General features: G+C 36.4%; 25 protein-coding genes and 1 pseudogene. 2 read left to right on the top strand and 24 right to left on the bottom strand.

The genetic code is table 11. The features are described from left to right. Nucleotides 1-29: 29 nt before the first annotated feature. Complete coding sequence (locus tag AC4PG0_RS01235; RefSeq protein ID WP_010991564.1) at nt 30-647, top strand: DUF4352 domain-containing protein; 618 nt, start codon at nt 30-32, stop codon at nt 645-647. A gap of 46 nt (nt 648-693) precedes the next feature. On the opposite strand, the gene era is transcribed toward AC4PG0_RS01235, so the two are convergent. The 16 genes from era to lepA form a co-directional block, all read right to left on the bottom strand. Next, nucleotides 694-1,599: a GTPase Era gene (gene era / locus AC4PG0_RS01230; RefSeq protein ID WP_003762292.1), complete on the bottom strand. Its 906-nt coding sequence runs from the start codon at nt 1,597-1,599 to the stop codon at nt 694-696. Further along, on the bottom strand, nt 1,596-1,991 hold the full coding sequence (locus tag AC4PG0_RS01225) for a cytidine deaminase (protein ID WP_003762294.1): 396 nt from the start codon (nt 1,989-1,991) through the stop codon (nt 1,596-1,598). Before AC4PG0_RS01225 ends, era begins: the two co-directional genes overlap by 4 nt. 24 nt (nt 1,992-2,015) lie before the next feature. Further along, nucleotides 2,016-2,411 carry a diacylglycerol kinase family protein gene (locus tag AC4PG0_RS01220; RefSeq protein ID WP_003771868.1) on the bottom strand — a complete coding sequence of 132 codons (396 nt, stop codon included), beginning with the start codon at nt 2,409-2,411 and terminating at the stop codon, nt 2,016-2,018. Then, on the bottom strand, nt 2,389-2,874 hold the full coding sequence (gene ybeY, locus AC4PG0_RS01215) for an rRNA maturation RNase YbeY (RefSeq protein WP_003762298.1): 486 nt from the start codon (nt 2,872-2,874) through the stop codon (nt 2,389-2,391). Before ybeY ends, AC4PG0_RS01220 begins: the two co-directional genes overlap by 23 nt. A 16-nt stretch (nt 2,875-2,890) precedes the next feature. Beyond that, nucleotides 2,891-5,047 carry an HD family phosphohydrolase gene (locus AC4PG0_RS01210; protein WP_045554172.1) on the bottom strand — a complete coding sequence of 719 codons (2,157 nt, stop codon included), beginning with the start codon at nt 5,045-5,047 and terminating at the stop codon, nt 2,891-2,893. Between the two features lie 15 nt (nt 5,048-5,062). After that, a complete protein-coding gene (locus tag AC4PG0_RS01205; RefSeq protein ID WP_003771876.1) occupies nt 5,063-6,022 on the bottom strand; it encodes a PhoH family protein in 960 nt (319 codons plus the stop codon). A 189-nt stretch (nt 6,023-6,211) separates the two neighbouring features. Continuing rightward, on the bottom strand, nt 6,212-6,658 hold the full coding sequence (locus AC4PG0_RS01200) for a GatB/YqeY domain-containing protein (protein WP_003736634.1): 447 nt from the start codon (nt 6,656-6,658) through the stop codon (nt 6,212-6,214). A gap of 19 nt (nt 6,659-6,677) precedes the next feature. Next, the gene (gene rpsU, locus AC4PG0_RS01195) at nt 6,678-6,851 is read right to left on the bottom strand and encodes a 30S ribosomal protein S21 (protein WP_003719762.1); all 174 of its coding nucleotides are present in this window, start codon (nt 6,849-6,851) and stop codon (nt 6,678-6,680) included. Nucleotides 6,852-7,048: 197 nt separating this feature from the next. Then, nucleotides 7,049-7,816, bottom strand: coding sequence for a 16S rRNA (uracil(1498)-N(3))-methyltransferase (locus tag AC4PG0_RS01190; protein ID WP_045553051.1), 768 nt, complete (start codon nt 7,814-7,816; stop codon nt 7,049-7,051). Next, on the bottom strand, nt 7,817-8,761 hold the full coding sequence (gene prmA, locus AC4PG0_RS01185; RefSeq protein WP_045553052.1) for a 50S ribosomal protein L11 methyltransferase: 945 nt from the start codon (nt 8,759-8,761) through the stop codon (nt 7,817-7,819). 71 nt (nt 8,762-8,832) lie between these two features. Then, a complete protein-coding gene (dnaJ, locus tag AC4PG0_RS01180; RefSeq protein WP_045554174.1) occupies nt 8,833-9,963 on the bottom strand; it encodes a molecular chaperone DnaJ in 1,131 nt (376 codons plus the stop codon). A 142-nt stretch (nt 9,964-10,105) separates the two neighbouring features. Continuing rightward, a complete protein-coding gene (dnaK, locus tag AC4PG0_RS01175; RefSeq protein WP_003762307.1) occupies nt 10,106-11,947 on the bottom strand; it encodes a molecular chaperone DnaK in 1,842 nt (613 codons plus the stop codon). A gap of 33 nt (nt 11,948-11,980) precedes the next feature. Further along, nucleotides 11,981-12,556 carry a nucleotide exchange factor GrpE gene (grpE, locus tag AC4PG0_RS01170; protein ID WP_010991569.1) on the bottom strand — a complete coding sequence of 192 codons (576 nt, stop codon included), beginning with the start codon at nt 12,554-12,556 and terminating at the stop codon, nt 11,981-11,983. A 41-nt stretch (nt 12,557-12,597) separates the two neighbouring features. Continuing rightward, nucleotides 12,598-13,635 carry a heat-inducible transcriptional repressor HrcA gene (hrcA, locus tag AC4PG0_RS01165; protein ID WP_003721983.1) on the bottom strand — a complete coding sequence of 346 codons (1,038 nt, stop codon included), beginning with the start codon at nt 13,633-13,635 and terminating at the stop codon, nt 12,598-12,600. A gap of 146 nt (nt 13,636-13,781) precedes the next feature. Then, nucleotides 13,782-14,939: a radical SAM family heme chaperone HemW gene (gene hemW / locus AC4PG0_RS01160; protein WP_010991570.1), complete on the bottom strand. Its 1,158-nt coding sequence runs from the start codon at nt 14,937-14,939 to the stop codon at nt 13,782-13,784. Between the two features lie 143 nt (nt 14,940-15,082). Then, the gene (gene lepA, locus AC4PG0_RS01155; protein WP_003766925.1) at nt 15,083-16,909 is read right to left on the bottom strand and encodes a translation elongation factor 4; all 1,827 of its coding nucleotides are present in this window, start codon (nt 16,907-16,909) and stop codon (nt 15,083-15,085) included. A gap of 244 nt (nt 16,910-17,153) precedes the next feature. On the opposite strand from lepA, the gene rpsT reads away from it, so the two are divergent. After that, a complete protein-coding gene (gene rpsT / locus AC4PG0_RS01150) occupies nt 17,154-17,408 on the top strand; it encodes a 30S ribosomal protein S20 (RefSeq protein ID WP_003726526.1) in 255 nt (84 codons plus the stop codon). Nucleotides 17,409-17,492: 84 nt separating this feature from the next. On the opposite strand, the gene holA is transcribed toward rpsT, so the two are convergent. From holA to AC4PG0_RS01110, 8 genes and pseudogenes are all read right to left on the bottom strand, one after another. Next, nucleotides 17,493-18,524 carry a DNA polymerase III subunit delta gene (gene holA, locus AC4PG0_RS01145; RefSeq protein ID WP_070753078.1) on the bottom strand — a complete coding sequence of 344 codons (1,032 nt, stop codon included), beginning with the start codon at nt 18,522-18,524 and terminating at the stop codon, nt 17,493-17,495. 67 nt (nt 18,525-18,591) lie between these two features. After that, nucleotides 18,592-20,811, bottom strand: a complete 2,220-nt coding sequence (locus tag AC4PG0_RS01140) for a DNA internalization-related competence protein ComEC/Rec2 (RefSeq protein ID WP_492167699.1) — start codon at nt 20,809-20,811, stop codon at nt 18,592-18,594. 34 nt (nt 20,812-20,845) lie between these two features. After that, nucleotides 20,846-21,406 (bottom strand): ComE operon protein 2, encoded by a 561-nt coding sequence (locus AC4PG0_RS01135; protein WP_003762318.1) that lies wholly within the window; start codon nt 21,404-21,406, stop codon nt 20,846-20,848. Nucleotides 21,407-21,477: 71 nt separating this feature from the next. Then, nucleotides 21,478-22,079, bottom strand: a pseudogene (locus AC4PG0_RS01130) (helix-hairpin-helix domain-containing protein). Nucleotides 22,080-22,181: 102 nt separating this feature from the next. Beyond that, nucleotides 22,182-22,913 (bottom strand): class I SAM-dependent DNA methyltransferase, encoded by a 732-nt coding sequence (locus AC4PG0_RS01125; RefSeq protein ID WP_492167686.1) that lies wholly within the window; start codon nt 22,911-22,913, stop codon nt 22,182-22,184. Between the two features lie 58 nt (nt 22,914-22,971). After that, nucleotides 22,972-23,328 carry a ribosome silencing factor gene (gene rsfS, locus AC4PG0_RS01120; protein ID WP_003721994.1) on the bottom strand — a complete coding sequence of 119 codons (357 nt, stop codon included), beginning with the start codon at nt 23,326-23,328 and terminating at the stop codon, nt 22,972-22,974. Between the two features lie 4 nt (nt 23,329-23,332). Beyond that, a complete protein-coding gene (gene yqeK / locus AC4PG0_RS01115) occupies nt 23,333-23,908 on the bottom strand; it encodes a bis(5'-nucleosyl)-tetraphosphatase (symmetrical) YqeK (protein ID WP_045554180.1) in 576 nt (191 codons plus the stop codon). Continuing rightward, nucleotides 23,895-24,461, bottom strand: coding sequence for a nicotinate-nucleotide adenylyltransferase (locus AC4PG0_RS01110; RefSeq protein ID WP_003766940.1), 567 nt, complete (start codon nt 24,459-24,461; stop codon nt 23,895-23,897). The genes yqeK and AC4PG0_RS01110 overlap by 14 nt, the downstream gene beginning before the upstream one ends. Nucleotides 24,462-24,479 lie beyond the last annotated feature (18 nt).

Raw genomic sequence — 24,479 nt, 5'->3', positions numbered from 1 at the left:
AAGGCAAGAAAGAAAGGATTTTTTATTCTATGGATATGTTACTTATATTATTGATCAGCTTGTTTATACTCACATTCATAGGTGTAGTTGTGGGAATTATTTTGCTTATTGTTAGAAAGGAAAGATGGGCCGGCATTATTGTCGCTGGATTATCATTTGGTATTGGTTTTTATGTATTGTTAGCTGGGTTAAACTTAGCAACAGTTAGTTTACTTCAAGGCTTTAATAATCCATTTTCTTTTTACGGTGGTAGTGGTACCGATGTTTATACTAATGATTATGCAGAAAGCTATGACGAAGATTATTATAATGATTATACGGATGTAGATTATGGTGAGCCTGTTGTTTTAGAAAATGACAGCACTATAACTGTTTATAAACCTGAAGTGTCTCAAAAGAATGATGGTTATGATATTTATAAAGTCAAAGTGAAATTTGAAAATACGGGCACTGACCCTCTTCCGTTTTATTCAGAGGATATCTCGCTGTACGATGATGCCGCTGAAGATTATGGACAACAAATTACCGAAGATAGTTTCACTGGTGATGTTCAGCCAGGTGAAACAAAAGAGTTAACACTTTATTATGAAGTATATAATTTTGGTCCTTATAGTATAGAGTATGACAATTATAGCTGGACTGAATAAATAAAAAGCATCTGGTACACAAATTTGTGTACCAGATGCTTTTTTATTAATATTCTTCGCGGTCAAAACCATAATCATGTAAATAATGTTCTTTGTCACGCCAATTTTTTTGAACTTTTACCCAAATTTCTAAGAATACTTTGGAGCCGAGCAAACTTTCAATTTCTTTCCTTGCTCGCATACCAATTTGCTTAAGCATTTGGCCTTGTTTACCAATAATAATGCCTTTTTGTGTACTTCTCTCCACAATAATAGTTGCATTAATAGTTAGTTTTTCTGTTTTAGGATTTTTTTCAATGCCTTCAATAACTACAGCAACAGAATGCGGTACTTCTTCACGCGTTAATTGTAAAACTTGCTCACGAATTAATTCAGAAATAATAAAGCGTTCTGGATGATCGGTAATTTGATCTTTTGGATAATACATTGGGCCGATTTCAAGGTTAGCATTCGTTTGTTCTAATAAATTAGGAACATTGTTTCCCTCAAGCGCAGAAATCGGAATTATTTCTTCAAAATCCATAAGTTCCCGGTACTGTTCAATAAGTTTTATTAAATCTTCTGGTGAAATTAAGTCAATTTTATTAATTAAAAGAAATACAGGTGTTTGGACGTTTTTAAGCTTTTCAATGATAAATTCATCGCCGCGGCCAAAACCGGTGGAAGCGTCGATAACAAAATAAATCAAGTCTACTTCTTGAAATGTGTTTAAGGCGATTTTTACCATAAAGTCGCCTAATTTATGTTTTGGTTTATGTATTCCTGGTGTATCGATGAAAATAATTTGTGATTCGTCTGTTGTAAATACACCTTGAACTTTATTTCTAGTTGTTTGCGCTTTATCACTCATAATCGCAATTTTTTGACCAATAATATGGTTTAATAAAGTTGATTTACCAACGTTCGGTCGCCCAACTATAGCGACAAATCCTGATTTAAATGGTTCACTCATAACATATCCTCCGATGTGAATGCGCCTGGTAAAAGGTCTTTCACAGTTACCGTCGCTGTTTTTCCTGTTAAGTTTGTTAAAATTACTGGCATATCTGGCGCACAAAATTCACTAATAACTTGTCTGCATGCCCCGCAAGGCGATACAGGTCCCTCTGTATCTGCTACTACAACTAACTGTTTAAAATCTCTTTTTCCTTCAGATACAGCTTTGAAAATTGCTGTCCGTTCAGCACAGTTTGTTAAGCCGAAAGAAGCATTTTCGATATTACAACCTAACACGACTTCATCATCTTTCGTTACAAGAGCTGCTCCAACTGGAAATTTCGAGTAAGGAACATACGCAAATTCTCTTGCTTGTTTAGCGAGTGAGATAAAATTATTTTCTTTCATTTACCAAGTCACAATCCCTTCTTTTTATAAAAACATCTGACAAAAGTATGGTATGAATATAATTAGTCCGATAAAACTTGCTACAATTGCCGCAAGTAAAACTGCACCAGCAGCAACATCTTTTGCTTTTTTCGCTTCATCAATGTATTGCTCTGTTGCAACATCCACGGCTCTTTCAATTGCTGTATTGACCATTTCTAACGTTAATACACCAAAAATAGATAGAATTAATAAAATCCATTCAGATCTAGTCACATGAAAGAAAAAGCCACAAATAACTACCGCAAGTGCCGCAAATGTATGAAACCTCATATTTCGTTCTTCTAAAAAAGCAGTTTTCAGTCCGGTAAAAGCGTGCTGAAAGGACTCTGCATAGTTTTTACTACGTTTATACTTTCTATCTTTCGAGTCCATAAGCATCCAACACTTCTTTTTGTAAGCCAAACATTACTTTTTCCTCGTCAGGCTCCATATGATCATAACCAAGCAAATGCAGTAATCCGTGAACTGCTAGAAAACCTAATTCTCTTGCTTTTGTATGTCCGTAATCTTTCGCTTGTTCTTCTGCTTTTTCAGTTGAAATGATAATATCACCGAGCATTCGTGGAGTCTCGAGGTCAAAATCTCCCCAATCAATTTCTGTTTCGCCGTCGCCCATTTCTTCTAGCGCAAACGAAATAACATCTGTTGCTTGGTCTTTATTGCGATACTCTCGATTTATCTCTTGAATGCCTTCGTTTGTCGTAAATGTAAGAGAGAGTTCAGTGCCTTCCTCGATTTTTAAATAACCGGCTGCAAATTGCAGAATGTTTTCAACTAGCTGTTTATCTTCATCTGGTAAATTATTTGTTTCATCCAGTAAGTCTATTTCTAAGACCGTCATCTTTTGTCCTCCTATTTCAATCTTTGTCATCAGGATATTGAATTCGTTGATGATATATTCCGTTCAATGTGGCAATTAGAGTGTCACGAATAATTTTAATTTCTTTGATGGTAATATCGCATTCAGTAAATTGCCCATCTAGGAAACGATCTTTAATAATTCCATCGATAATTTCAGTTATTTTGGCCATTGTAGGTTCTGAGGAAGAACGAACAGCCGCTTCCACACTATCAGAAATATTGATTATCGCAATTTCTTTTGTTTGAGGTTTTGGCCCACTATAACGGAAATCTGCTTCTTTTACATCTGGGTTTGTTTCTTTAGCTTTATAATAAAAGTATTTAAGTAATGTTGTCCCGTGATGTTGTAACGCAATATCAATAATCGGTTGAGGCATATGATTTTCTTTTAATATTTCCGCCCCGTCTTTAGTATGCGAAAGAATTATATCACGACTTTGCTCTGGTGTCAGCCTATCATGCGGATTGATTCCTTGTAATTGGTTCTCCACAAAATACGGCGGACGTAATGTTTTACCAATATCATGATAAAAACAACCAACGCGGACAAGTAAACTATTTGCTCCAATTTTATCCGCACATGCTTCAGCTAAATTCGCAACCATCATGCTGTGGTGATAAGTTCCTGGAGCTTTCATTAATATTTTCTTGAGCAGTGGATGATTCGGATTCGCTAGTTCTACTAATCGGCTCGTAGTTAATAAACCAAAAATAGTTTCAAAGAGCGGAATAACTCCGACACCGAGAATAAATGCACCAAACCCTCCTAAAAAGGCATAACCAATTGCCATTAAAGTAGACACTTGAAGTAGCGTACTATTATTAACTAACAATAAAATCAAGACATATACCATATTGATTAAACCTACCATAAAGCCTGAAAACATGATGGCAGAACGTCGACTATAATCCCGTAAAGCTACTACACTCGTAATTCCACTTAATAAAATGAAAATCGCAATTCCACTAGTTGAATCATTTTGAAATGCAAACAAACTAGTTACAGCAATATATAGCACACTTAAAAAGGCATACTTCTCATTCAGTAAGATTTTAAGTATCATCGGTGCAAATGCTGCTGGGAATAAAAAGGCGATATTAGATATATTCTGATTTTCTAAAAACAAAATAATCATTAACATGAATAAAGAAACGACATATACAGAAGAAAAAATCAGCATCGTTTGCATTTTTTTTGCTTTTGAAATGGTTTGTTTTTTTGTATATAAGAATAGAAGTGCTGCAAGTGCAATAATAAAAACGGCAAAGCCAGCATATTGTTTGACTGGCATTTTTTGATCTAATAGATGTAGCATGTTTAACTGACGATAGGTTTCTCGGTCTACAATTTGCCCTTCTTGCACGATTACTTGACCTTGTAAAATTTTCACTGGAACAACAGATTGGGCAGCTTCTTTGCGCCGTTCATCAGTTTGTTCTTCATTATAAATTTCATTTGGGACAATTGCGTATGAGACAAGCACTTTGGATACGTTTTTGTAATAAGAAGATATAGCAGACAATTCGATGTCATCTCGTGCCCTTATCTTTGCGGCATTGAGATTTTCATCACGGATTTTATTTTCCATTGTTTTCGCTACTTCGGTTGTAATAACGTCTTCCATTACATTAAAATCTTTGCTATCAGCCTCAATTAAAGTAGTAAAAACTTCATCGGATATATTCGAAGTGATTTTTTCAGATACATTGCTTGATAATTTGCTTTTTAAGTTTTTTAATTTAGTTTCTGTTGTAGTTGGTGCTGGGGCTGGTTCTTTATCTTTTGCTGCTTTTTCTTTATTTTTCTTATCATTTTCTTCTGCTTCAGAATTCACTTCAATTACATAAGCGAATAGACTTTGAATTAATGCTACTCGATTTTGTCCTGTTTCACGGTTGTAAACATACACATCTTCTACAGCATTACTTGCCTTAGTCCGTTCTTCTTTTGTTTTCTCCGTATCTTCAACAGTCTGTGGTGATCGAATCGTTTTTTCAGCTACTTGAAATAGCTTTACATTATACGATTCCGGTTTTGTCATTTGGCAGACAAGGAAATACGCTACGACAGCAAAACAAATAAGGAGAAGTGGGAAAAGGTATTTTTTTCCACTTTCGATGTACCAATCTTTCCATTTCTTGGCTAGCTTCACATCTTTGTCTCCTTTCTAATTTTGTTTCCCTTCGTACGCTTTAATAATTTCAGCTACTAAAGGATGTCTTACTACATCATGGTGTTCAAAGTAAACAAAACCAATGTCTTTAACATCTTTTAAAACTTGTTCCGCGTTAACAAGACCACTAGTTGCACCTTTTGGTAAATCAATTTGTGTCATATCACCGTTGACAATCATTTTAGAGTCATAACCAAGACGTGTTAAAAACATTTTCATTTGAGCAATGGTAGTGTTTTGCGCCTCATCTAGGATAACAAAAGCATGATCCAGTGTACGTCCCCTCATATAAGCCAGAGGAGCTATCTCGATAACGCCACGATCCATTAACCTTGTTGTATGCTCTGTACCAAAAATATCGTATAGCGCGTCGTATACAGGTCGTAAATAAGGATCTACTTTTTCTTTTAGATCGCCTGGTAGAAAACCTAAGCTTTCACCTGCTTCAACGGCCGGTCTAGTCAAAATGATTTTGCTAACTTTTCCTTTTTTCCATGCGTCTACTGCCATTACAACGGCAAGATAGGTTTTCCCTGTTCCTGCTGGTCCGACACCAAAAACGATATCATGTTTTTTTATCATTTGAATGTAAGTTCTTTGGCCAAATGTTTTAGGTCTAATAGGTGTTCCTTTGGCGTTTTTAGTGATTTCTTCTTCAAAAAGAGTATGGAAGTATATGAGTGTGCCATTTCTTTGCATTTTTACTGCTTGAGCTATATCACGACCATCAATATGAATGCCGCGTTTTACAGTTAAGATAAGTTCGTTTAAAACAGCAATAGTGTGCTGGACAGCTTCTTCTTCTCCAGTGATAGAAAGTGCTTCTCCCCGTGTAATAATTTTTACTTGAAGCAATTCTTCTAAAAGATCGATATTCTTATTATTATTGCCGAATAAATCTTGGATGTTTGTGTCATCAGATAATTCGACTACTTCATTAAATTCATTTAGCATTGGCTAACCCCTTCACCTGTTATAAGTGCCTTGATTAGTTATATTATACACGAAATTGCCTTGCTTGAAAAACGAAGCGATGAATAGCTTTAATTTCTGCCAAAAGTATGTATAAAAAAAACAGGATTTCCTTCATAAAATATGAAGAAACCCTGTTTTTTAATGTTTTCAAAACTAGTTTGAATTAGTTTATGAAAGATATTTTTTTACGAATTGGTTAACAGCACCGCCGTCAGCTTTGCCTTTTACTTTAGGCATAATTGCGGACATTACTTTGCCGAAATCAGCTTTACTAGATGCGCCAACTTCTTCGATAGTTGCTTTCACAATGTTCTCAAGCTCTTCAGGAGTCAATTGTTTAGGAGCATAGTCCTCAACAATGACAATCTCGGAACGGACTTTATCAGAAAGGTCGCTACGTCCTGCTTTGTCAAACTCGGCTAGAGAATCTCTGCGTTGTTTGAGTTCGCGGGAAATCACGGTTACTTCATCATCCGGAGTAAGATCTTTCACACCTTGGTGAATTGCTTCGTTTTGTAAAGCTGCTTTTAACATGCGAATAACGGAAAGTTTTTCTTTTTCTTTATCGCGCATCGCTTGCTTCATATCTTCATTTAACTTGTCAAGCAGTGTCAACGAAATCATCGCCTTTTAATTAGAATTTGCGTTTTCTTGCTGCTTCGGATTTTTTCTTACGTTTTACGCTTGGTTTTTCATAAAATTCGCGCTTTCTGGATTCTTGCAAAGTTCCACTTTTGGAAACAGTACGTTTAAAGCGACGAAGAGCATCTTCAAGCGATTCGTTTTTACGAACTACTGTTTTTGACATCTCTCTTTCCCTCCCTCCGGCACTTACATGCACTCACTTAAATCCTTCATTTAAGTTCCAGAATAGGACATAACGGAAAATAAATTATGAATTATTCTGAAGTAATGCAGATAAGCATTCACTCATTAAAAATTATATACGAAACATCGGGCATCGTCAACATGAAATCGTTAACTTTCGCATAAAACTTTGAAATGTTAACGATTTTTATTTTCGTAAAGGTCAAAATAGAAAGAAGCAGCTGATAATACATAGAGCGGAGCAGTTTCTGTTCTTAAAATTCTTGGGCCGAGTCCGGCAAGTTTGGCATTTACTTCTTGAAGAAGCAACAGCTCTTTTTCACTAATGCCGCCTTCTGGTCCAAAAATACACAAAACAGACTGTCCATGCTTCATTGTTTGAAATAAGCTAGCAAGCGCACTATCTTCGCCTTCTCGGGCGCTCTCTTCATAGGCGGCGATAACATAGTCATAGTGAACATGGTCAAATATTAATTCTTTGAAACTAGCAGCATAATGAACTTCTGGAATGACAGTTCGGTGCGATTGTTCAGCTGCTTCTTGCGCAATTTTTTGAAGGCGCTCGATTTTTTTGATGACTTTTTTATCATCCCATTTCACCACAGAACGTTCGGCTTTATAGGGAATGAATTTGTGTGCACCTAGTTCTGTACTTTTTTGAATGATGAGTTCTAGTTTGTCGCCTTTCGGTAGGCCGCTCGCAATAGTGATTTCAATGGGTAATTCGGTATCTTCTTCTAGCCATTTCACTAGATTTAACAATACCTCATCCTCATTTATTGCTGTAATAGCCGCGATACATGTTTTTTTGCTCGGAAAAACAATGAAAACTTGGTCGGATTCTTTCATTCGCATTACACGTGCAATATGATGGAAATTTTCTCCTGTAATGCTTAATGTATCGTTATCATTTTCTAGCTCATTAGTTACGAAATAACGCTGCATTTACTCCACTCCTCGTTTGGAAATGATCGCAACCCAGTCTCCTTGTTGCTCGATTTTTTCGATGATAAGCCCAGCGTTTTTCAGCGCTTCTTCTACTACTTCGGCTTTGTCTTCAATAATTCCTGAAGCAATGAAAATTCCGCCTGGTTTGAGTGCTTTATAAACATCTTCTGGGAAAAGTAAAATCACTTCTGCTAAAATGTTGGCTACGACAATATCTACATCGGATTTATTAATATCTTGAAGGAGATTATTTTGCTTCACAGTAATGATATTTTCTGTTTTATTTAAACGAATATTTTCTTCTGCAGCTCGAGTAGCAATTTCGTCGAGGTCTGTTGCTAAAATGGATTTTGCTCCAAGTTTGGCGCTAGCAATACTTAACACACCGGAACCCGTGCCAACGTCAATGAGTTCATCACCTGGTTGTAAATAATCACTTAGCGCGCGGATACAAAGTTGTGTTGTCGGATGTGTCCCAGTACCGAAAGCCATTCCTGGATCTAGCTCAATGATTATTTCGTTAGCAGATGGTGTATAAGATTCCCAACTTGGTACAATCGTGATACGGTCTGTGATTTGAACAGGATGATAGTATTTTTTCCAAGCAGTTGCCCATTCTTCATCGTCTACATCGTTCACAACAAATTGAAATTTACCAAGAGGAATATCAAAGGTTGTAAGGTTCTTCAAAGTTTGTTCGATTTCTGGGATTTGCTCGACAAATTCCGTGGTTTTTAAGAAGTAAGCTTTGATGATAACGCCATCTTCTGGATAATCTTCTCGTTTTAATGCATAAATTTCACCGAATTTGTCTTCTCGTTCGCGTAAAAAGTCTGCTACATCTTCAATAGAAACTCCCGCTGCCCCGAACTCCGTTAAAACATTTGCAACTGGCTCCACTGCTTCGTTTGTTGTATGGACTTCTACTTCTGACCATTCCATTTTTCAACACTCCTTTAGTATGTAGAAAAGGTCGATGGTTGCTCTCGCACAACTATCGACCTCTACGTTCATCAATCGCCTTTAAAAGCTCGTTTCATTTTGTCAAAAAATCCAGATGTTTGTTCGTCTACTTTGTCTCCTGTAGTTGAAGCAAATTCTCGTAAGATTTCTTTTTGTTTATCATCTAGTTTTTTCGGAACGATTACTTTGACGATTACGTGTTGATCGCCTGTTCCGTTTCCACGAAGATGCGGAACACCTTTACCTCGTAAGCGGAAGGTTGTCCCTGTTTGTGTACCACTAGGGATTTTGAGGCGAACTTTACCGTGCACAGTTGGTACATCGATTTCGTCACCTAGGGTAGCTTGTACGAACGTGATTGGCACTTCCACATAAATGTCGTCAGCTTCTCGTTCGAAAAACTCATCTGGAATCACAACGAATACTACATATAAATCGCCGTTAGGTCCGCCATTAATACCAGCTTCCCCTTCGCCAGATACGCGCATTTGTTGTCCGTCATTCACACCAGCCGGAACTTTCACTTTGATTTTTTTCGTTTTAGTTACGCGGCCTTTACCGTGACAAGTTGGACATTTTTCTTTGATTTCTTTACCAGTACCATTACAGTATTGACATGTGCGTTTATTGACTACGCGACCGAATGGGGTATTTTGTTCCACGTTAATAGAACCTTTACCTCCACAATGGCTACATTTTTCTGGTGTAGTTCCAGGTTTTGCGCCAGAGCCGTGACAAGTATCACAGTTTTCTTCGCGAGGAATTTCGATTTCCGCATCTTTACCAAAAATAGCCTCTTTGAATTTAAGACGCATTGTATATTGTAAATCGCTACCTTGTCTTGGTGCGTTAGGGTCTTGTTGACGTCCTCCTCCACCGAAGAATGTGTCAAAGATGTCTTCAAATCCGGAGAATCCGCCTCCGCCAAAGCCACCACCTGCACCGCCGCCGAAGCCTTGGTTTGGATCTACGTGTCCATATTGATCATATTGCGCACGTTTTTGTGGGTCACTTAAAGCTTCATAAGCCTCTGATATTTCTTTAAATTTTTCATCAGCGCCTGCTTCTTTATTTATGTCCGGATGATACTGTTTGGACAGTTTCCGGTAAGCTTTTTTTATTTCGTCCGCTGAGGCGCTTTTGGAAACACCAAGCACTTCATAGTAATCTCGTTTTGCCATCCGCCATCACTCCTGTCCATGATAGATTTTTATAGTCCTAACGTATTGTAACATTTGAAAGAGATGTTGTAAAAACTTTATTTCAGATAAAAAGCCAAAGCCACAGTAGACTTTGACTCATTATCCTTACCTTTAAAAAAGATTATTTGTTTTCTTTGTCGTCGTCATTTACTTCTTCAAATTCAGCGTCTACTACGTCGTCATTTTGAGGAGCTTCTTGACCTTCTGCGCCGCCAGCTGCTTGTTGTTCTGCTGCAGCTTGTTCGTATAATTTAACAGATAGGTTTTGAACGATTTCGTTTAAGCTATCTGTTTTTTCTTTGATAGCATCGAAATCTTCGCCTTTAAGCGCTTCTTGTAGTTCATCGCGAGCTGCTTCTGCTTTTTTCACTTCTTCTTCTTCAACTTTGCCTTCTAGTTCTTTCAAAGTTTTATCGACAGTGAATACTAATTGGTCTGCATTGTTGCGAAGTTCAGCGTTTTCTTTGTTCTTTTTATCTTCTTCAGCATTAGCTTCAGCGTCTTGAACCATTTTTTCAATTTCTTCATCAGTTAGGCCTGAAGAAGATTTAATAACGATGTTTTGTTCTTTACCAGTTCCAAGATCTTTTGCACGAACTGTTACGATACCATTTTTATCGATGTCAAAAGATACTTCGATTTGTGGAATTCCGCGTGGTGCTGGTGGAATATCCGCTAATTGGAAACGACCTAATGTTTTGTTGTCTTTTGCCATTGGACGTTCACCTTGAAGTACATGAATATCTACTGCTGGTTGGTTATCAGCTGCTGTAGAGAAAGTTTGTGATTTAGATGTTGGGATAGTTGTATTACGTTCGATAAGTGTAGTCATAACGCCACCCATTGTTTCAATACCAAGGGATAATGGAGTTACGTCAAGTAGTACAACGTCTTTTACATCACCAGTGATTACGCCACCTTGAATTGCAGCACCCATTGCTACAACTTCATCCGGGTTTACACCTTTATGAGGTTCTTTGCCTAATTCTTTTTTGATTGTTTCTTGAACTGCAGGGATACGAGTAGATCCACCAACTAAGATTACTTGGTCAATATCGCTTGCAGATAGGTTTGCATCTTTTAATGCTTGACGAGTTGGCGCAATAGTACGTTCAACTAAGTCATGTGTTAATTCATCAAATTTAGCACGAGTAAGGGTTACTTCTAAGTGAAGTGGACCAGCTTCTCCAGCTGTGATAAATGGTAAGGAGATTTGTGTGCTTGTTACGCCAGAAAGATCTTTTTTCGCTTTTTCAGCTGCATCTTTCAAACGTTGAAGCGCCATTTTATCTTGGCTTAAGTCAATACCATTGTCTTTTTTGAATTCTGCTACTAGATAGTCGATGATTTTTTTATCAAAGTCATCTCCACCTAATTCGTTATCACCAGCAGTTGAGTGTACTTCAAATACGCCGTCACCTAATTCAAGGATAGATACGTCAAAAGTACCACCACCAAGGTCAAATACTAGGATTGTTTGGTCTGTTTCTGTTTTATCCATACCGTAAGCAAGAGCTGCTGCTGTTGGTTCGTTGATAATACGTTCTACTTCAAGACCAGCGATTTTACCAGCATCTTTTGTTGCTTGACGTTGTGCATCGTTGAAGTAAGCTGGAACTGTAATAACAGCTTTATCTACAGTTTCACCAAGGTAGTCTTCTGCATAGCTTTTTAGATATTGTAAAATGATTGCACTGATTTCTTGTGGTGAGTAATCTTTTCCTTCGATTGTTTCTTTATAGTTAGTACCCATGTGACGTTTAATAGAACTAATTGTATTTGGGTTTGTGATTGCAGCACGTTTCGCTACTTCACCAACTTGGCGTTCGCCGTTTTTGAAACCAACGACAGAAGGTGTTGTACGTGCGCCTTCTGGGTTAGGGATAATTTTAGCTTCTCCGCCTTCTAATACTGCTACTGCAGAGTTTGTTGTTCCTAAGTCAATTCCGATAATTTTACTCATTGTTATTTCCTCCTGTTATTCAGTAATTATTTTTTATTGATTCACTTTTACCATCGATGGGCGAATAACCCGGTCTTTTAATTTATAACCTTTTTGAAGTTCAGCAGTGATTTCATTACTACCTGCATTTTCATCACTATCTTGCATCACGGCTTGATGGAAGTTCGGGTCAAATTGTTCGCCGACAGCCGGAATTACCTCAATACCTTCTTTTTCAAAAGCAACAAGAATTTGGTTGTAAACCATTTCCATTCCTTTTAGAATTTGTTTCACTTCTTCTTGATCAGAAGTCGTTGCAAGAGCTTTTTCAAAACTATCTAGTGCAGGAAGTAAATCTTGCGCTAGGCTTTGCGAACGGTATTTTTGGCTAGCATCGCGGTCAGCAATATGTCTTTTTTTGACATTTTCAAAATCCGCTTGCATGCGAAGATAACGATTTTCAACTTCATCTAGTTTGTTTTCAAGCTCTAAAATTTTGGCTTGTTCTTCTGTTAAAGTTTCTTCTGTCGCTTCTTCTTCCACTGTTTCTACTGATTCATCTAAACTATTTAATTCTTCTTGTTCGATTTCCTCAGCTAGTTTTTCTTTTTTGTTCTTTTTCTCAGACACTGTAGCCACCTCCTGAAAAAACTTATGCTTTTTCAGCCTTCCTAATTTTGGTTATCACGATAAAGTTTGGTTAACACATCGGTTAAATCTCGACTCATTACATCAACTAAGCCCATCATTCTGCTATATTCCATTCTTGTTGGACCTAGGAGCACAATACCGCCAACACGTTCGCCAGCAATATTGTATGTTGCTGTAATGATACTACAATCTTCCATTAGACTATTATTGTTTTCACGGCCAATTTTAACTTGTAGGCCATCGGGAATATCCCTAAACAATTCATATACATCTTGTTCTTCTTCCATCAAATGGAGCATCTCACGGACTTTATTAATATCATGAAATTCTGGTTGATTTAAGATGTTCGTTTTTCCGCCAAAATACACTTTTTGCTGGCTGGCCTGGGCAAAAGAATCAGAAAAGACATGCATAAAGCTTTCATAGTTTCTAACATGCTTTCCAAGTAGTTCTTTTACTTCCATTGGTATTTGTACTTTTAAATCATCCAGTGAAAGCCCAACTAACCGTTCGTTTAAAATGTTGACCATTCGTTCAATATCAGAAAGCGTTGTGCCCTCGGGTATTGTCACAAGATGGTTATCAACATGCCCTTGATCGGTAATTAAAATGAGCATTGCCTGAAAATTATTTATTGGTACAAATCTAAAGCCACTTAAATGATTTTTCGTTGCTTCTGGACCAAGCAAGATGGACGTGTAATTGGTTAAATCGGATAACATTAATGCTGAATTTTGGATGAGTCCTTCCATTTCGTAATAATTCTCTGAAAAGAAAGAACGAATCATTTGTCTGTCGGATTTGTCTAGCTTCTTGGGCTGGAGCAAATAATCGACATAGAAGCGGTACCCTTTCTCAGAAGGAACTCGTCCGGACGAAGAATGTGTTTTTTCAATAAAACCGTATTCTTCAAGGACACCCATCTCATTACGGATAGTCGCTGAACTATAAGGCAAACTTTTTTCTTTCAGCAAATTTTTCGATCCAACCGGCTGAATAGTCCAAGTGAAATGATCGATGATGGCACGGAAAATCAGAAGTTGTCTTTCTGTTAACATATCTATCACCTCTTTTAGCACTCAATAACGTCAAGTGCTAAATACAAGTATAAATTTACCAAACAATTCTAGCTTAGTCAACCGAAAACACTCGATTTCAGACTAAAGTAGGATTGTTTGGTCAAAAAAGGTCAAATGATGCAGTTTTAGAGAAATTCTTGAAAAACATTATTTCCTAAAAATCTTCCGCTTCTTGTAAGTGCCACATTTTCTTCGTTATTTTCAAGCCAGCCTTTTGCAGTAGTTTTTTGAATAGCATGCGCAAAAGTCGTATCTAAATCTTGACCGAATTTTTGCTTGAAGTGAATTTTATTAACTCCGTCTACTTTTCTAAGACCTAAAAACATTTCTTCTTCCATTTTTTCTTTTAAGGTAAGTTCTTTTTGTTGGAATGTAGGAAGTTTATTTTCTTGTAATGGTTCCATGTATTTTTTTATTGGACCAAAATTGCTATAACGGGTGTTGCCGACATATCCATGTGCTCCGGCGCCAAACCCGTAATAATGCTCATTGCTCCAGTAAGTAATATTGTGTTTGCTTTGAAAGCCTTCTTTCGCGAAATTACTAATCTCATATTGTTTCCGACCGTGTTTTTCCATTTCTGTTAGTAATAAATCATACATGTTTGCTTCGGCATCTTGGCCAGGTAGGAATAGTTTTCCTTTTTGCATAAGGTTGTAAAAAATCGTTTTTGGTTCAATAATTAGTGAGTATGCTGAATAGTGAGGTAAGTCTAAATCAAGTGCTTGTTTTAAAGTGTCTTTAAAGTCAGCCTCTGTTTGACCTGGCAAGCTAAAAATCAAATCAATACTTACATTTTCAAAACCAACTTTGCGCATGTTTTCAACAGATTGGTATACATCTTTCACGGTATGAATGCGACCAATTTTTTTAAGAAGCTCGTTATTGAAACTTTGAACGCCCATACTAATGCGATTGACACCATGATCTTGCATCGCTTGTAATTTGGATATAGAAAGATCTCCTGGATTTGCTTCAAAGGAAAACTCAATTTCATTTTTGAGTGGTAATATTTCTCGGATAGCTGTGCAAAGTCTTGCAATTTGCGCCTCATTTAAGGTCGTAGGTGTTCCGCCGCCCACAAAAACCGTGTCAACCGGAGCGATGGGACCTTTTGCAGCAGTCATTTCCATTTCTTTTATTAGTAAATCTACGTATTCATCGACTGGTTGTCCTTCTAAGAATACTTTATTAAAATCGCAGTAATAGCAAATGTGTTCGCAAAACGGAATATGGATATATACCGCCGAACTTTCATTACTCGATAGGTTCGTATTTATCATTTTTATCAATTCCTTGCACTTAAAATTTGCTTCGTTGTCCACTAGTCAGTTTAACATATTTTTTAGTGCATATGTGGAGGTTTCGCTTTTAACATAAAAAGATTGTGCTATGAACATATTCGCTCTTAGCACAATCTTTGTTATTATTTCGATTCGTCCATTTTCAAGATTGCCATGAAAGCTTCTTGCGGCACTTCCACAGAACCGATTTGTTTCATTCGTTTTTTACCTTCTTTTTGTTTCTCTAAGAGTTTTCGTTTACGCGATACGTCCCCACCATAACATTTAGCAAGTACGTTTTTACGTAGAGCTTTAATAGTGGAACGAGAAACAATTTTTGTTGCAATTGCTGCTTGAATAGGTACTTCAAATTGTTGTCTTGGAATAAGTTCTTTTAATTTCTCGACAATGATTTTTCCACGCTCGTAGGCAAAATCACGGTGAACGATAAAGCTAAGTGCATCCACTTTTTCTGCATTTAAAAGAATATCCATCTTCACAAGTTTAGAAGCTTTATAGCCAATTAATTCATAATCAAAGGACGCATAGCCTTTTGTAGATGATTTTAATTGGTCGAAGAAGTCGTAAACTATTTCAGATAGTGGAATTTCGTACACAATACTAACGCGAATATCATCCAAGTACTCCATCGTAATGAAGTTCCCCCGTTTGTTTTGTGCAAGTTCCATTACCGCACCAACATAATCATTTGGAACCATGACAGTTGCTTTAACGTATGGTTCTTCCACGCTTTCAATTACGCCAGGTTCAGGCATATCAGCTGGGTTATCGACCACAATATTAGATCCATCTGTTAAATTCACATGGTAAATAACACTTGGGGCCGTAGTAATTAAATCGATATTAAATTCGCGCTCAATTCTTTCTTGAATAATTTCCATGTGTAGTAGACCTAAAAATCCACAACGGAATCCAAAACCTAATGCTTGAGAAGTCTCTGCTTCAAATTGTAAAGCTGAATCATTAAGTTCTAATTTTTCAAGTGCATCACGTAAATCGTTATATTTGGAAGAGTCAATTGGATAAAGTCCGCAATAAACCATTGGATTTAATTTGCGGTATCCGTCAAGAGCTTCTTCAGCAGGATTGTTCGCAAGTGTAATTGTATCACCCACTCGAGTATCTCCAACATTTTTGATTGCAGCTGTTAAGTAACCAACGTCGCCAACAAGAAGCTCATCACGTGGTGTTGCTTTTGGAGAGAAAACACCAACTTCTGTAACTTCAAACTCTTTGCCGTTTGACATCATTTTAATTCTGTCGCCTGCTTTTACAACTCCATCCATAATACGGATATTAGCTATTACGCCACGATACGCATCAAAAACAGAGTCAAAAATAAGTGCTTTAAGTGGTTTATCTACGTCACCAGATGGTTCTGGTACTTTTTCTACTATTTGTTCAAGGATGTCTTCAATCCCGATGCCTGATTTTGCAGAAGCAAGGACTGCATCGGATGCATCTAAGCCAATAACATCTTCAATTTCAGCACGAACTCTTTCTGGATCTGCTGCTGGCAAATCAATCTTATTAATTACAGGTAAAATTTCTAAATCATTATCTAGAGCTAAATAAACGTTTGCCAGTGTTTGCGCTTCGATACCTTGCGCAGCATCTACTACTAAAATAGCACCTTCACATGCAGCTAAACTTCTAGATACTTCATAAGTGAAATCGACGTGTCCCGGTGTATCGATCAAATGAAAGATATACGTTTCTCCGTCTTTTGCTTTATATTTTAATTGTACAGCATTTAATTTTATGGTTATCCCGCGTTCACGTTCTAAATCCATCGAATCTAGTAGCTGATTTTTCATTTCACGATGCGTCAAAGCACCTGTTTGTTCTAAAATCCGATCAGCGAGTGTAGATTTACCATGATCTATGTGCGCGATAATCGAAAAGTTTCTAATTTTCTTTTGTCTTGCATTCATTTCTTCTTTGTTCATTTCCCCAGCTCCTGATTAGAACTCATCGCATAAATCCGATGGCAAGCTATCCTTGATTATATCAGTAGAACGCTTAACATTCAATGACTTCTTTATTAATTACGGATAAATTTAAAATAAAATAGAAAGTATTATTGCAATATGGCTGTGTTTTCGGTATAATAGCATTTGTTCTGATATAATTTAAAAAGGTATGTTATATGAAATAAATACTACCTCATTAGTTTGGACGGAGGTGAATGGAATGCCAAATATTAAATCTGCAATTAAACGTGTAAAAACTGCTGAAACTCGCAACAGCCGTAATGCATCTCAACGTTCTGCAATGCGTACTGCTATCAAAAAATTTGATGAAGCAGCTGCAAACAACGCGGATAACGCGAAAGATCTTTACGTAGAAGCATCGAAAAAATTAGATAGCGCTGTGAGCAAAGGATTGATTCACAAAAACAATGCTGCTCGCAACAAATCTCGCTTAGCTGCTAAATTAGCTAAATAATACCATTTAGGTATAAAACATCACACCTTGTGTGGTGTTTTTTGTTTTTAAAATAGCTTTGTCCTCAGGAGACAAAGCTATTTTTTATACAGTTTTTTGGCGATTATCCTGTAATTCAAATAAAAACCATTCTAACTTCTGTTCTTTATCACCGAAACCTGTTTTCATTTCAAGATCTATTTCAGCCAATCGTTTTAAAGCTTGATTTAATTGTAGCTCTGAGAAATTCTTTGCTTGTTTAGACGCTAATTTCACACGAAACGGATGTACTTTTAATTTAGTTGCAGCTTGTTGTTGTGAATAACCTTGTTGCTCAAGTAACTTTAATTGATTTAACAAGCGAAATTGGCTAGAAATTAAAGCTAATATCTTGATAGGTTCTTCTTTTTGTTTTAACAAGTCGTAATAAATTCTAAGTGCCCCACCAATATCCATCGCAATCATCTTATCTAGTAATAAGAAAATATTTTGCTCGAGAGAACGAACGACTAGAGATTCGACATCCTGCACCGTGATTTCTTTAGTGTCAAAGCAATACAACATAAGTTTTTGTAATTCATTCATTGCTGTCGTTAATTGACCACTTGTAAGTTCAATAAGCCGAGTAATCGCCTCTTGAGACATCTGCATATTGTTTTCGTTTAGTTTTGCTTCAAGCCATTTCTTCAGTTCATTTTCATTAGGTCGTTTCGCTTCTATTACTGTGGCTGTTTTTTTGAGTAGTTTGGTAAGTTTTTTACGTTCATCTAATTTTTCTACCCGTGCCACAAAACATAATACAGAATAATCAACGGGCTCATTCAAATAAGCTTCTAACTTTGCAGTGTCGTGTTCTACTTTATTTTTACTTTTTTCGGTGGTTAAGAACATCGGATTATTTGCCATTACTAGGCGCTTATCGCCAAAAAACGGCATACTTTCGGCTTCTTGAATAACTACTTCAATTGGCATTTCTTCTAAATCTAAATTAGCATAATTAAACTCGACTTCTTCCCCATCTAAAATATTATCTATCAAAAGTTGCTTTGTCTCGTTAATAATATAATCTTCTGTCCCAATGATTAAATACACAGGAGTTATTTTTTTGGAGCGTATCTGTTTCCATTCTGGCAGCATTCATTTCGCCTCGCTTCACTCTTATTTCTCTTTCTATGGTAAAACATGAAATAAGAGATAGCAAGTTTTATTTCAAAGTGGTTTCGAAGCCCTTTCCAAATGTGTAGATTATTTCTCCTTGTAGATCAGTTCGTAAAATCTTTACTTCTGCTTCCTCTATCGTGTCTATCGTTTCTTTATGAGGATGGCCAAAACGGTTTTTTAAACCACAAGAAATAATTGCATAAGCTGGTTTTACTTGCTCGACAAATGCTTTAGAGGTTGAGGTCTTACTTCCATGATGCCCAACTTTTAAAATATCGGCCTTAATCGATTTATCTAAAAGCGCCTTTTCTCCGCTTGCTTCTAAATCTCCTGTGAAAATCCATGTTTTATTATCCAATATTGCTTTTAAAACAATAGAATCATCGTTTCCGCCTTCTCCCATTTCATTTGGATACAAACATTCAAATTTATTTTGCCCAACTTGCCACTGTGCTCCGGCTAAAATAATCGTTTGTTTTACTTTTGGCATAGTCTTAAGAGCTTCTCTCATAATGGCTTTATTTTCTGCCCCTTTTGCAAAAATCAGTTCTTTTATGGCAATATTTTTTTGCAGTTCATCGAGCCCTTCCATGTGATCCGCGTCGCTATGTGTAATGATGACTTTATCTAAACTACTAATTCCTTTTGATTTTAAAACGGGTGTGAGAGTACTTCCACCGATTGTGAAAGGTTTTCGTTTTTTTGTCCAAGCTTCTTTCTCTACCAGAAGCTCGCCACCAGTATCTATAAGGTAATTGCCTTTGTTTTTCGGTAATTGTATTAATATGCTATCTCCTTGCCCGACGTCAATAAAACTAACCTTGCCAGTAACATTAAAACTAGAAAAATAACATAATAAACAAAAGCAAATAAAGATTCCGATTGGAAATTGTTTCTTTTGCCACTGATAAAAAAATAGTAGTATTGTAGCGATAATTAGCACGAGCATGATAGTGTTTGGTCTGCCAGTAATAATAGTTTGATGCGGTATCTTTGCAAAGAGATTAGTTAAACTTTCCATTAATTGAATCAAAAAAGTAAGCATATATTCAGGAATTTTCATTAATGTTGGGGAAATAATAGATAGTAAAAAAACACCTAAACAACCTGGTAATACAATGATTGTAAAAAGTGGAACATATAGTAGGTTAAAGAAAATCCCTACCCAAGAAAACGAGTAAAAATGATACATCATAACAACAGAAGACATCATCGTTGAGATGAAGGAAATAGTCAATGATTTAACAAAAGGACTTTGTTGCCTTACTAATATTTGACGGGATGACAAAATTATCCCAAAAGATACAACATAAGAAAGTTGAAAACCCACTTCATAAATGACATGAGGTTGTATTATAAAAAACAAGATAAAAGATATACAAATAACAGAAAAAGAACTCCATTTAGTAGCATATTTTTCTGAAAGTAAAAGTAAAGCAGTCATTGTCGCTGCTCGAATTACAGGCGGACTTGCTCCTGTGAGGATAACGTAAAAAGGTAATAATACAAGGAGAGAAATAGTGACTCGCTCCCTTGTTATACCTAGCTTTAACAATAAAAAATAAATTGATCCGATTAATAAATTAACATGAAGCCCTGATATAGCTAATAAATGAACAACGCCCATTTGTTGATATACTTCATACATTTCAGGTGAAAAGCCATTTTTCTCACCAGTGATTAACGCTAGTAGATAAGGAGTTATTTTTGGAGAGATGTTTTCAGTTAGATGATTCATTATCAATAAACGTATATTTTGAATGCGCATTAGTATGGACGGAGCAGATTGTCCAGAAATATAAAGTGTATTTACTTGTAGTATATAGTTAATGTTTTTACCTTTAAGATACTCTTTATAATTAAATTGAGCTTGATTACGATTTGTTTGAGGGGACTTTAACTTAGCGGATACAGAAATAAATTGGCCATAAGTGAGCTTTTTAAGATTTTGTTGCTCTTTTTCAGTTGATATTTTGTAACTCAATTGGAATTTTTCTTTCTGGCAGCGTACTACAGCTTGGAAACTATCACCATCTACTTTTAAGTCATTGATTATTTGGCAATTTCCGTTAAATTCAGTAGCTGTATAAGAAGACACATTTGATTTTTCCACAAAAAATAAAAAACAAGTTAGGAGATAAACGAGGACAAACAGAAGAATAATTTTGGATTTTTTGATAAAAGCAACGATGCCAAGCAAACAAATACATATGGGAACGATAGAGCTTGTAAAAGTAGTACAGATAATAGCTAAAATAATGATAGCTAAATATCGCTCGATAACGTTCCCTCCTTATTTAATTCAATTTATTTGAAATGTTTTGATAGAGTTGTTCTGCTTTTTCTGGTTCGATATTCACTTCCACTGCTGCTTCTTTTACTAAAGTATGCATTTTTTCTGCATTCCAATTATTAACTTGAAGAACAGATTCATCAAATTCTACTTTTTGTAATTCAACTCCAGCAATATTAAATAGTTCTAAAGCGTATGGATGGTTTTTGTAGTCTTTAGCGAAATACACTTTCTTTATTCCTGCTTGAATGATTGATTTCGTACAAGCGAGACAAGGGAAATGTGTTACGTATAATTCTGCTTTATCTGTCGAAGCGCCAAATTTAGCACACTGTAAAATCGCATTCATTTCTGCGTGAATAGTCCGGATACAGTGGCCATCAACAACGTAACAACCATGTTCTGCGCAGTGATCTCCGCCAGCTATTGACCCGTTATATCCGCCCGCAATAATACGTTTATCACGTACTATGGTTGCACCTACCATTAATCTTGTACACGTGCTCCTTGATGAAATTAGATGACTTTGCGCCATAAAAAACTGATCCCATGCGATTCTTTGCACATTAAAAACTCCCTTATGATTTGATAAATATTAGTATAGGTGTTTATAAGGAAGTTCGTCAACCACTTTTATTAATTAACATCCAAATATTCTTTTAATTTTTCAACTGTTTTTTCGCCTATGCCAGTAACATTTTTTAAGTCTTCTATTGTCTGAAACAGTCCTTCTTTTTCACGATATTCGATAATAGCTGTTGCTTTTGAATCTCCAATTCCGGGCACTTGTTGCAAGTCTATCTTCGTTGCGCTATTAATATTAACTTTTTTGTCTGTTTCAGATGATTCTATATCATCTCTTACAACTTCCTCTGATCCTGCTTCTCCTTTTTTATAAACATAGATACTCATTTCGTCTTTTAGTTTTTCGGCTAAGTTTAATTTGCTGTTGTCCGCATCTTCTGTGAGTCCTCCTGCTACTTTCACAACATCTTGCACTCTGGCATCTACTGGTAATTTATACACACCAGGAGTTCGGACTGCCCCTTTGATGTCAATATAGATATGTGTAGCATTCTTTTTTCCTCTTTTTGTGGTTTTTCTTCAGTATTTAGCGCTTGGTTTGCTGTAACCTTATCTGTTTGAGAAGTTGGGATACTTATATAAATTACTCCAGCACAAAGAATGGCAATTCCTATTAAAAAATAGTTTTTGTGTTTCTTCAGTAGTTCCATCATCCATTTCACCGCCTTTAATTATATTATTCGCCAAACGACCAAAAACTCCTTTTCGATTATTTAGAGCAAAAACGCATAAAAAAAGAAAGTAATCTTGGAAAATTACTTTCTTGCTACGAAAAAGATTCTTTCGCTGCTGTTTGTTGGATTTTCATGACTGAAATCAGCGTAAACATCAATTTTCGAAAAACCGTATTTTTTTAATAATTCTTTATATGTGGTGATTGGATAGGTCCTTTCTTTATGTAATTCATCGACCCGATTATACATGTTATCCTCCCCTAAAATGTAAAAGGTTAGCTCATGTTCGACTGAATGGGGATATTCACCAGGAAACGAATTCCAAATTATCGAAATTTCCTCATCGCTATCACCATAAGAATAATCTTTAAAGCCTTGATCTATTTTAAATACAGAATGTACATCAAATAAAAATAAGCCATTTGGTTTTAAGTGAGCAGATACCGCTTTAATAGTATTCTCAAGTGCTTGTTCGGTTTCTAAATAATTAAGAGAATCACAGAAACATGTAATGACATCGAAGCTTTGATTTAAAGCTAACTTTGACATGTCTTGCTCTAGAATTGGTAGATTTATTTCAGCTGCTGCGACTTTTTCTTTAGCAACTGCTACCATCTCTTTCGACAAATCCACACCAGTAACTTGATGCCCTAAAAAGCTTAACCTTAGAGCGAATTCAGCTGTACCACATGCTAAATCGAGTACTTCTTTTGATGTTTCACCAATAAAGTCCGCTGAAAACTCCAACCATTCATCATAAAGCTCAGAATCCATGAGTCTATCATAGAATCCCGGAAAATATTCATAACTCATTATCGATTTCTCCTTAAAAAAACAGACGGATTTTTTACCCGCCTGTTTTTGTTAGTTATTAAGAAATAAACGCAGCAGAAACGTCCACGAGTGGTGCGTCTCCCCATAGTTTTTCTAAATTATAGTAAGAACGCTCTTCTTTGTGGAATACATGGATAATAACATCTCCTAAATCGATTAAAATCCACTGAGCCGCATCAAAGCCTTCTAAACGTTTTACATCTACTTGGTTTTCAAGCGCTTTTTCTTTAATTTCACGAGCAATTGCTTGGACTTGTTTGTCTGAATTACCATGGCAGATAACAAAATAATCCGCGAAACTTGATAAACCCTTCATGTCTAGTGCTAAAATATCCTCTGCTCTTTTATCGTCTGCTGCCTTTGCGGTCAGCATTAATGTATCATAACTGTTCAAATTATTAATAGTCTCCTTCCAAATTTAAATTAACAAAATAATTATAGGCATCCAGTGTATCTGGAAAAACCGATTGTTGCTTTTTAATCAAATACGTTATTGTATTGGATAAAGCAAACAACATTGCTGCATCAAGTGATTTCAGTGCTAGTCTGCGTGCTTTATATACACCAGGAAATGTTCTTCCAGGTTCCGTATAATCCGCTAAATAGATGAGTTTATCGAAATCGGACATCGCTCCGCTTCCTGTCGTATGAAGACGAATAGCTTCCAAGATTTCTGGATCAGTAATGCCAAACTCTTTTTCTGCTAAATATGCGCCAACTGGAGCGTGCCAAAGCGAGCGATGAAACTGCAATAAACGTGGATCAAATCCCTCGTCTTCAATGATTTTTCTCGCTTTATCATCTTCATAGTATTTCGCATAATCGTGTAACAGGGCGGTTATTCTCGCCTTTTCTACATCCATATGATAATGTTCTGCGAGTTCTATTGCTGCTTTTTCAACGCCTAAAGTGTGTTTGAATCTTGCAGTTGGCATAGCTTCTTCTACTTTTTTTAGCACTTCATTTCTTTCCATAAAGTTGATGCTCCTTTATATATGACCATACTTTTTCTGGTAAAAAGGCTTCTGCGTGTTCAATATCATTTCTAATTTCAGTTGAAGAAATAGCTGTTTCCGGCATATTGATTTTAACAATATCGTACGGAACTTCTTTTTGATATAGTGGGCGGTTAACCCCAACGAATGTCACCATTTTTACTAAGTCATCTATATGATACCACTTTGGCAAATATTCTACCATGTCCCCGCCGATAATAAAATAAAAATCCGTATCCGGCTGTTCGCTTATCATATCACGCATTGTATCATACGTATAGGACTTTCCAGTTCGCATAAGCTCGCGAGTATCAATTTCAAAAGAATCCCTATCTGCTATCATCAATTGAAGCATTTCCACCCGTTCCTCATTTGAAGCCATGCCACTAATCTGTTTATGTGGAGGAACTTTATTTGGGAGAAAAAGGATTTTTTCAAGACCGAGTTGTGCTTTCGCTTCTTCTGCCATATGGAGGTGCGCTAAATGTGGTGGATCAAATGTGCCGCCTAAGATACCGACTTTATGTTTCATGACAGGTTTCCTCCAAAT

The organism is Listeria sp. MAN/IMW/UF464 (assembly GCF_058683955.1).
This window is presented reverse-complemented; position numbering and strand designations above follow the sequence as displayed.

Bases quoted from the DNA above. Each gene is read 5' to 3' on its own strand.
- AC4PG0_RS01235 (WP_010991564.1), top strand. From the start codon at position 30: ATGGATATGTTACTTATATTATTGATCAGCTTGTTTATACTCACATTC.
- era (WP_003762292.1), bottom strand. From the start codon at position 1,599: ATGAGTGAACCATTTAAATCAGGATTTGTCGCTATAGTTGGGCGACCG.
- AC4PG0_RS01225 (WP_003762294.1), bottom strand. From the start codon at position 1,991: ATGAAAGAAAATAATTTTATCTCACTCGCTAAACAAGCAAGAGAATTT.
- AC4PG0_RS01220 (WP_003771868.1), bottom strand. From the start codon at position 2,411: ATGCTTATGGACTCGAAAGATAGAAAGTATAAACGTAGTAAAAACTAT.
- ybeY (WP_003762298.1), bottom strand. From the start codon at position 2,874: ATGACGGTCTTAGAAATAGACTTACTGGATGAAACAAATAATTTACCA.
- AC4PG0_RS01205 (WP_003771876.1), bottom strand. From the start codon at position 6,022: ATGCTAAATGAATTTAATGAAGTAGTCGAATTATCTGATGACACAAAC.
- rpsU (WP_003719762.1), bottom strand. From the start codon at position 6,851: ATGTCAAAAACAGTAGTTCGTAAAAACGAATCGCTTGAAGATGCTCTT.
- AC4PG0_RS01190 (WP_045553051.1), bottom strand. From the start codon at position 7,816: ATGCAGCGTTATTTCGTAACTAATGAGCTAGAAAATGATAACGATACA.
- prmA (WP_045553052.1), bottom strand. From the start codon at position 8,761: ATGGAATGGTCAGAAGTAGAAGTCCATACAACAAACGAAGCAGTGGAG.
- dnaJ (WP_045554174.1), bottom strand. From the start codon at position 9,963: ATGGCAAAACGAGATTACTATGAAGTGCTTGGTGTTTCCAAAAGCGCC.
- dnaK (WP_003762307.1), bottom strand. From the start codon at position 11,947: ATGAGTAAAATTATCGGAATTGACTTAGGAACAACAAACTCTGCAGTA.
- hrcA (WP_003721983.1), bottom strand. From the start codon at position 13,635: ATGTTAACAGAAAGACAACTTCTGATTTTCCGTGCCATCATCGATCAT.
- hemW (WP_010991570.1), bottom strand. From the start codon at position 14,939: ATGATAAATACGAACCTATCGAGTAATGAAAGTTCGGCGGTATATATC.
- lepA (WP_003766925.1), bottom strand. From the start codon at position 16,909: ATGAACAAAGAAGAAATGAATGCAAGACAAAAGAAAATTAGAAACTTT.
- rpsT (WP_003726526.1), top strand. From the start codon at position 17,154: ATGCCAAATATTAAATCTGCAATTAAACGTGTAAAAACTGCTGAAACT.
- holA (WP_070753078.1), bottom strand. From the start codon at position 18,524: ATGCTGCCAGAATGGAAACAGATACGCTCCAAAAAAATAACTCCTGTG.
- AC4PG0_RS01125 (WP_492167686.1), bottom strand. From the start codon at position 22,913: ATGAGTTATGAATATTTTCCGGGATTCTATGATAGACTCATGGATTCT.
- yqeK (WP_045554180.1), bottom strand. From the start codon at position 23,908: ATGGAAAGAAATGAAGTGCTAAAAAAAGTAGAAGAAGCTATGCCAACT.
- AC4PG0_RS01110 (WP_003766940.1), bottom strand. From the start codon at position 24,461: ATGAAACATAAAGTCGGTATCTTAGGCGGCACATTTGATCCACCACAT.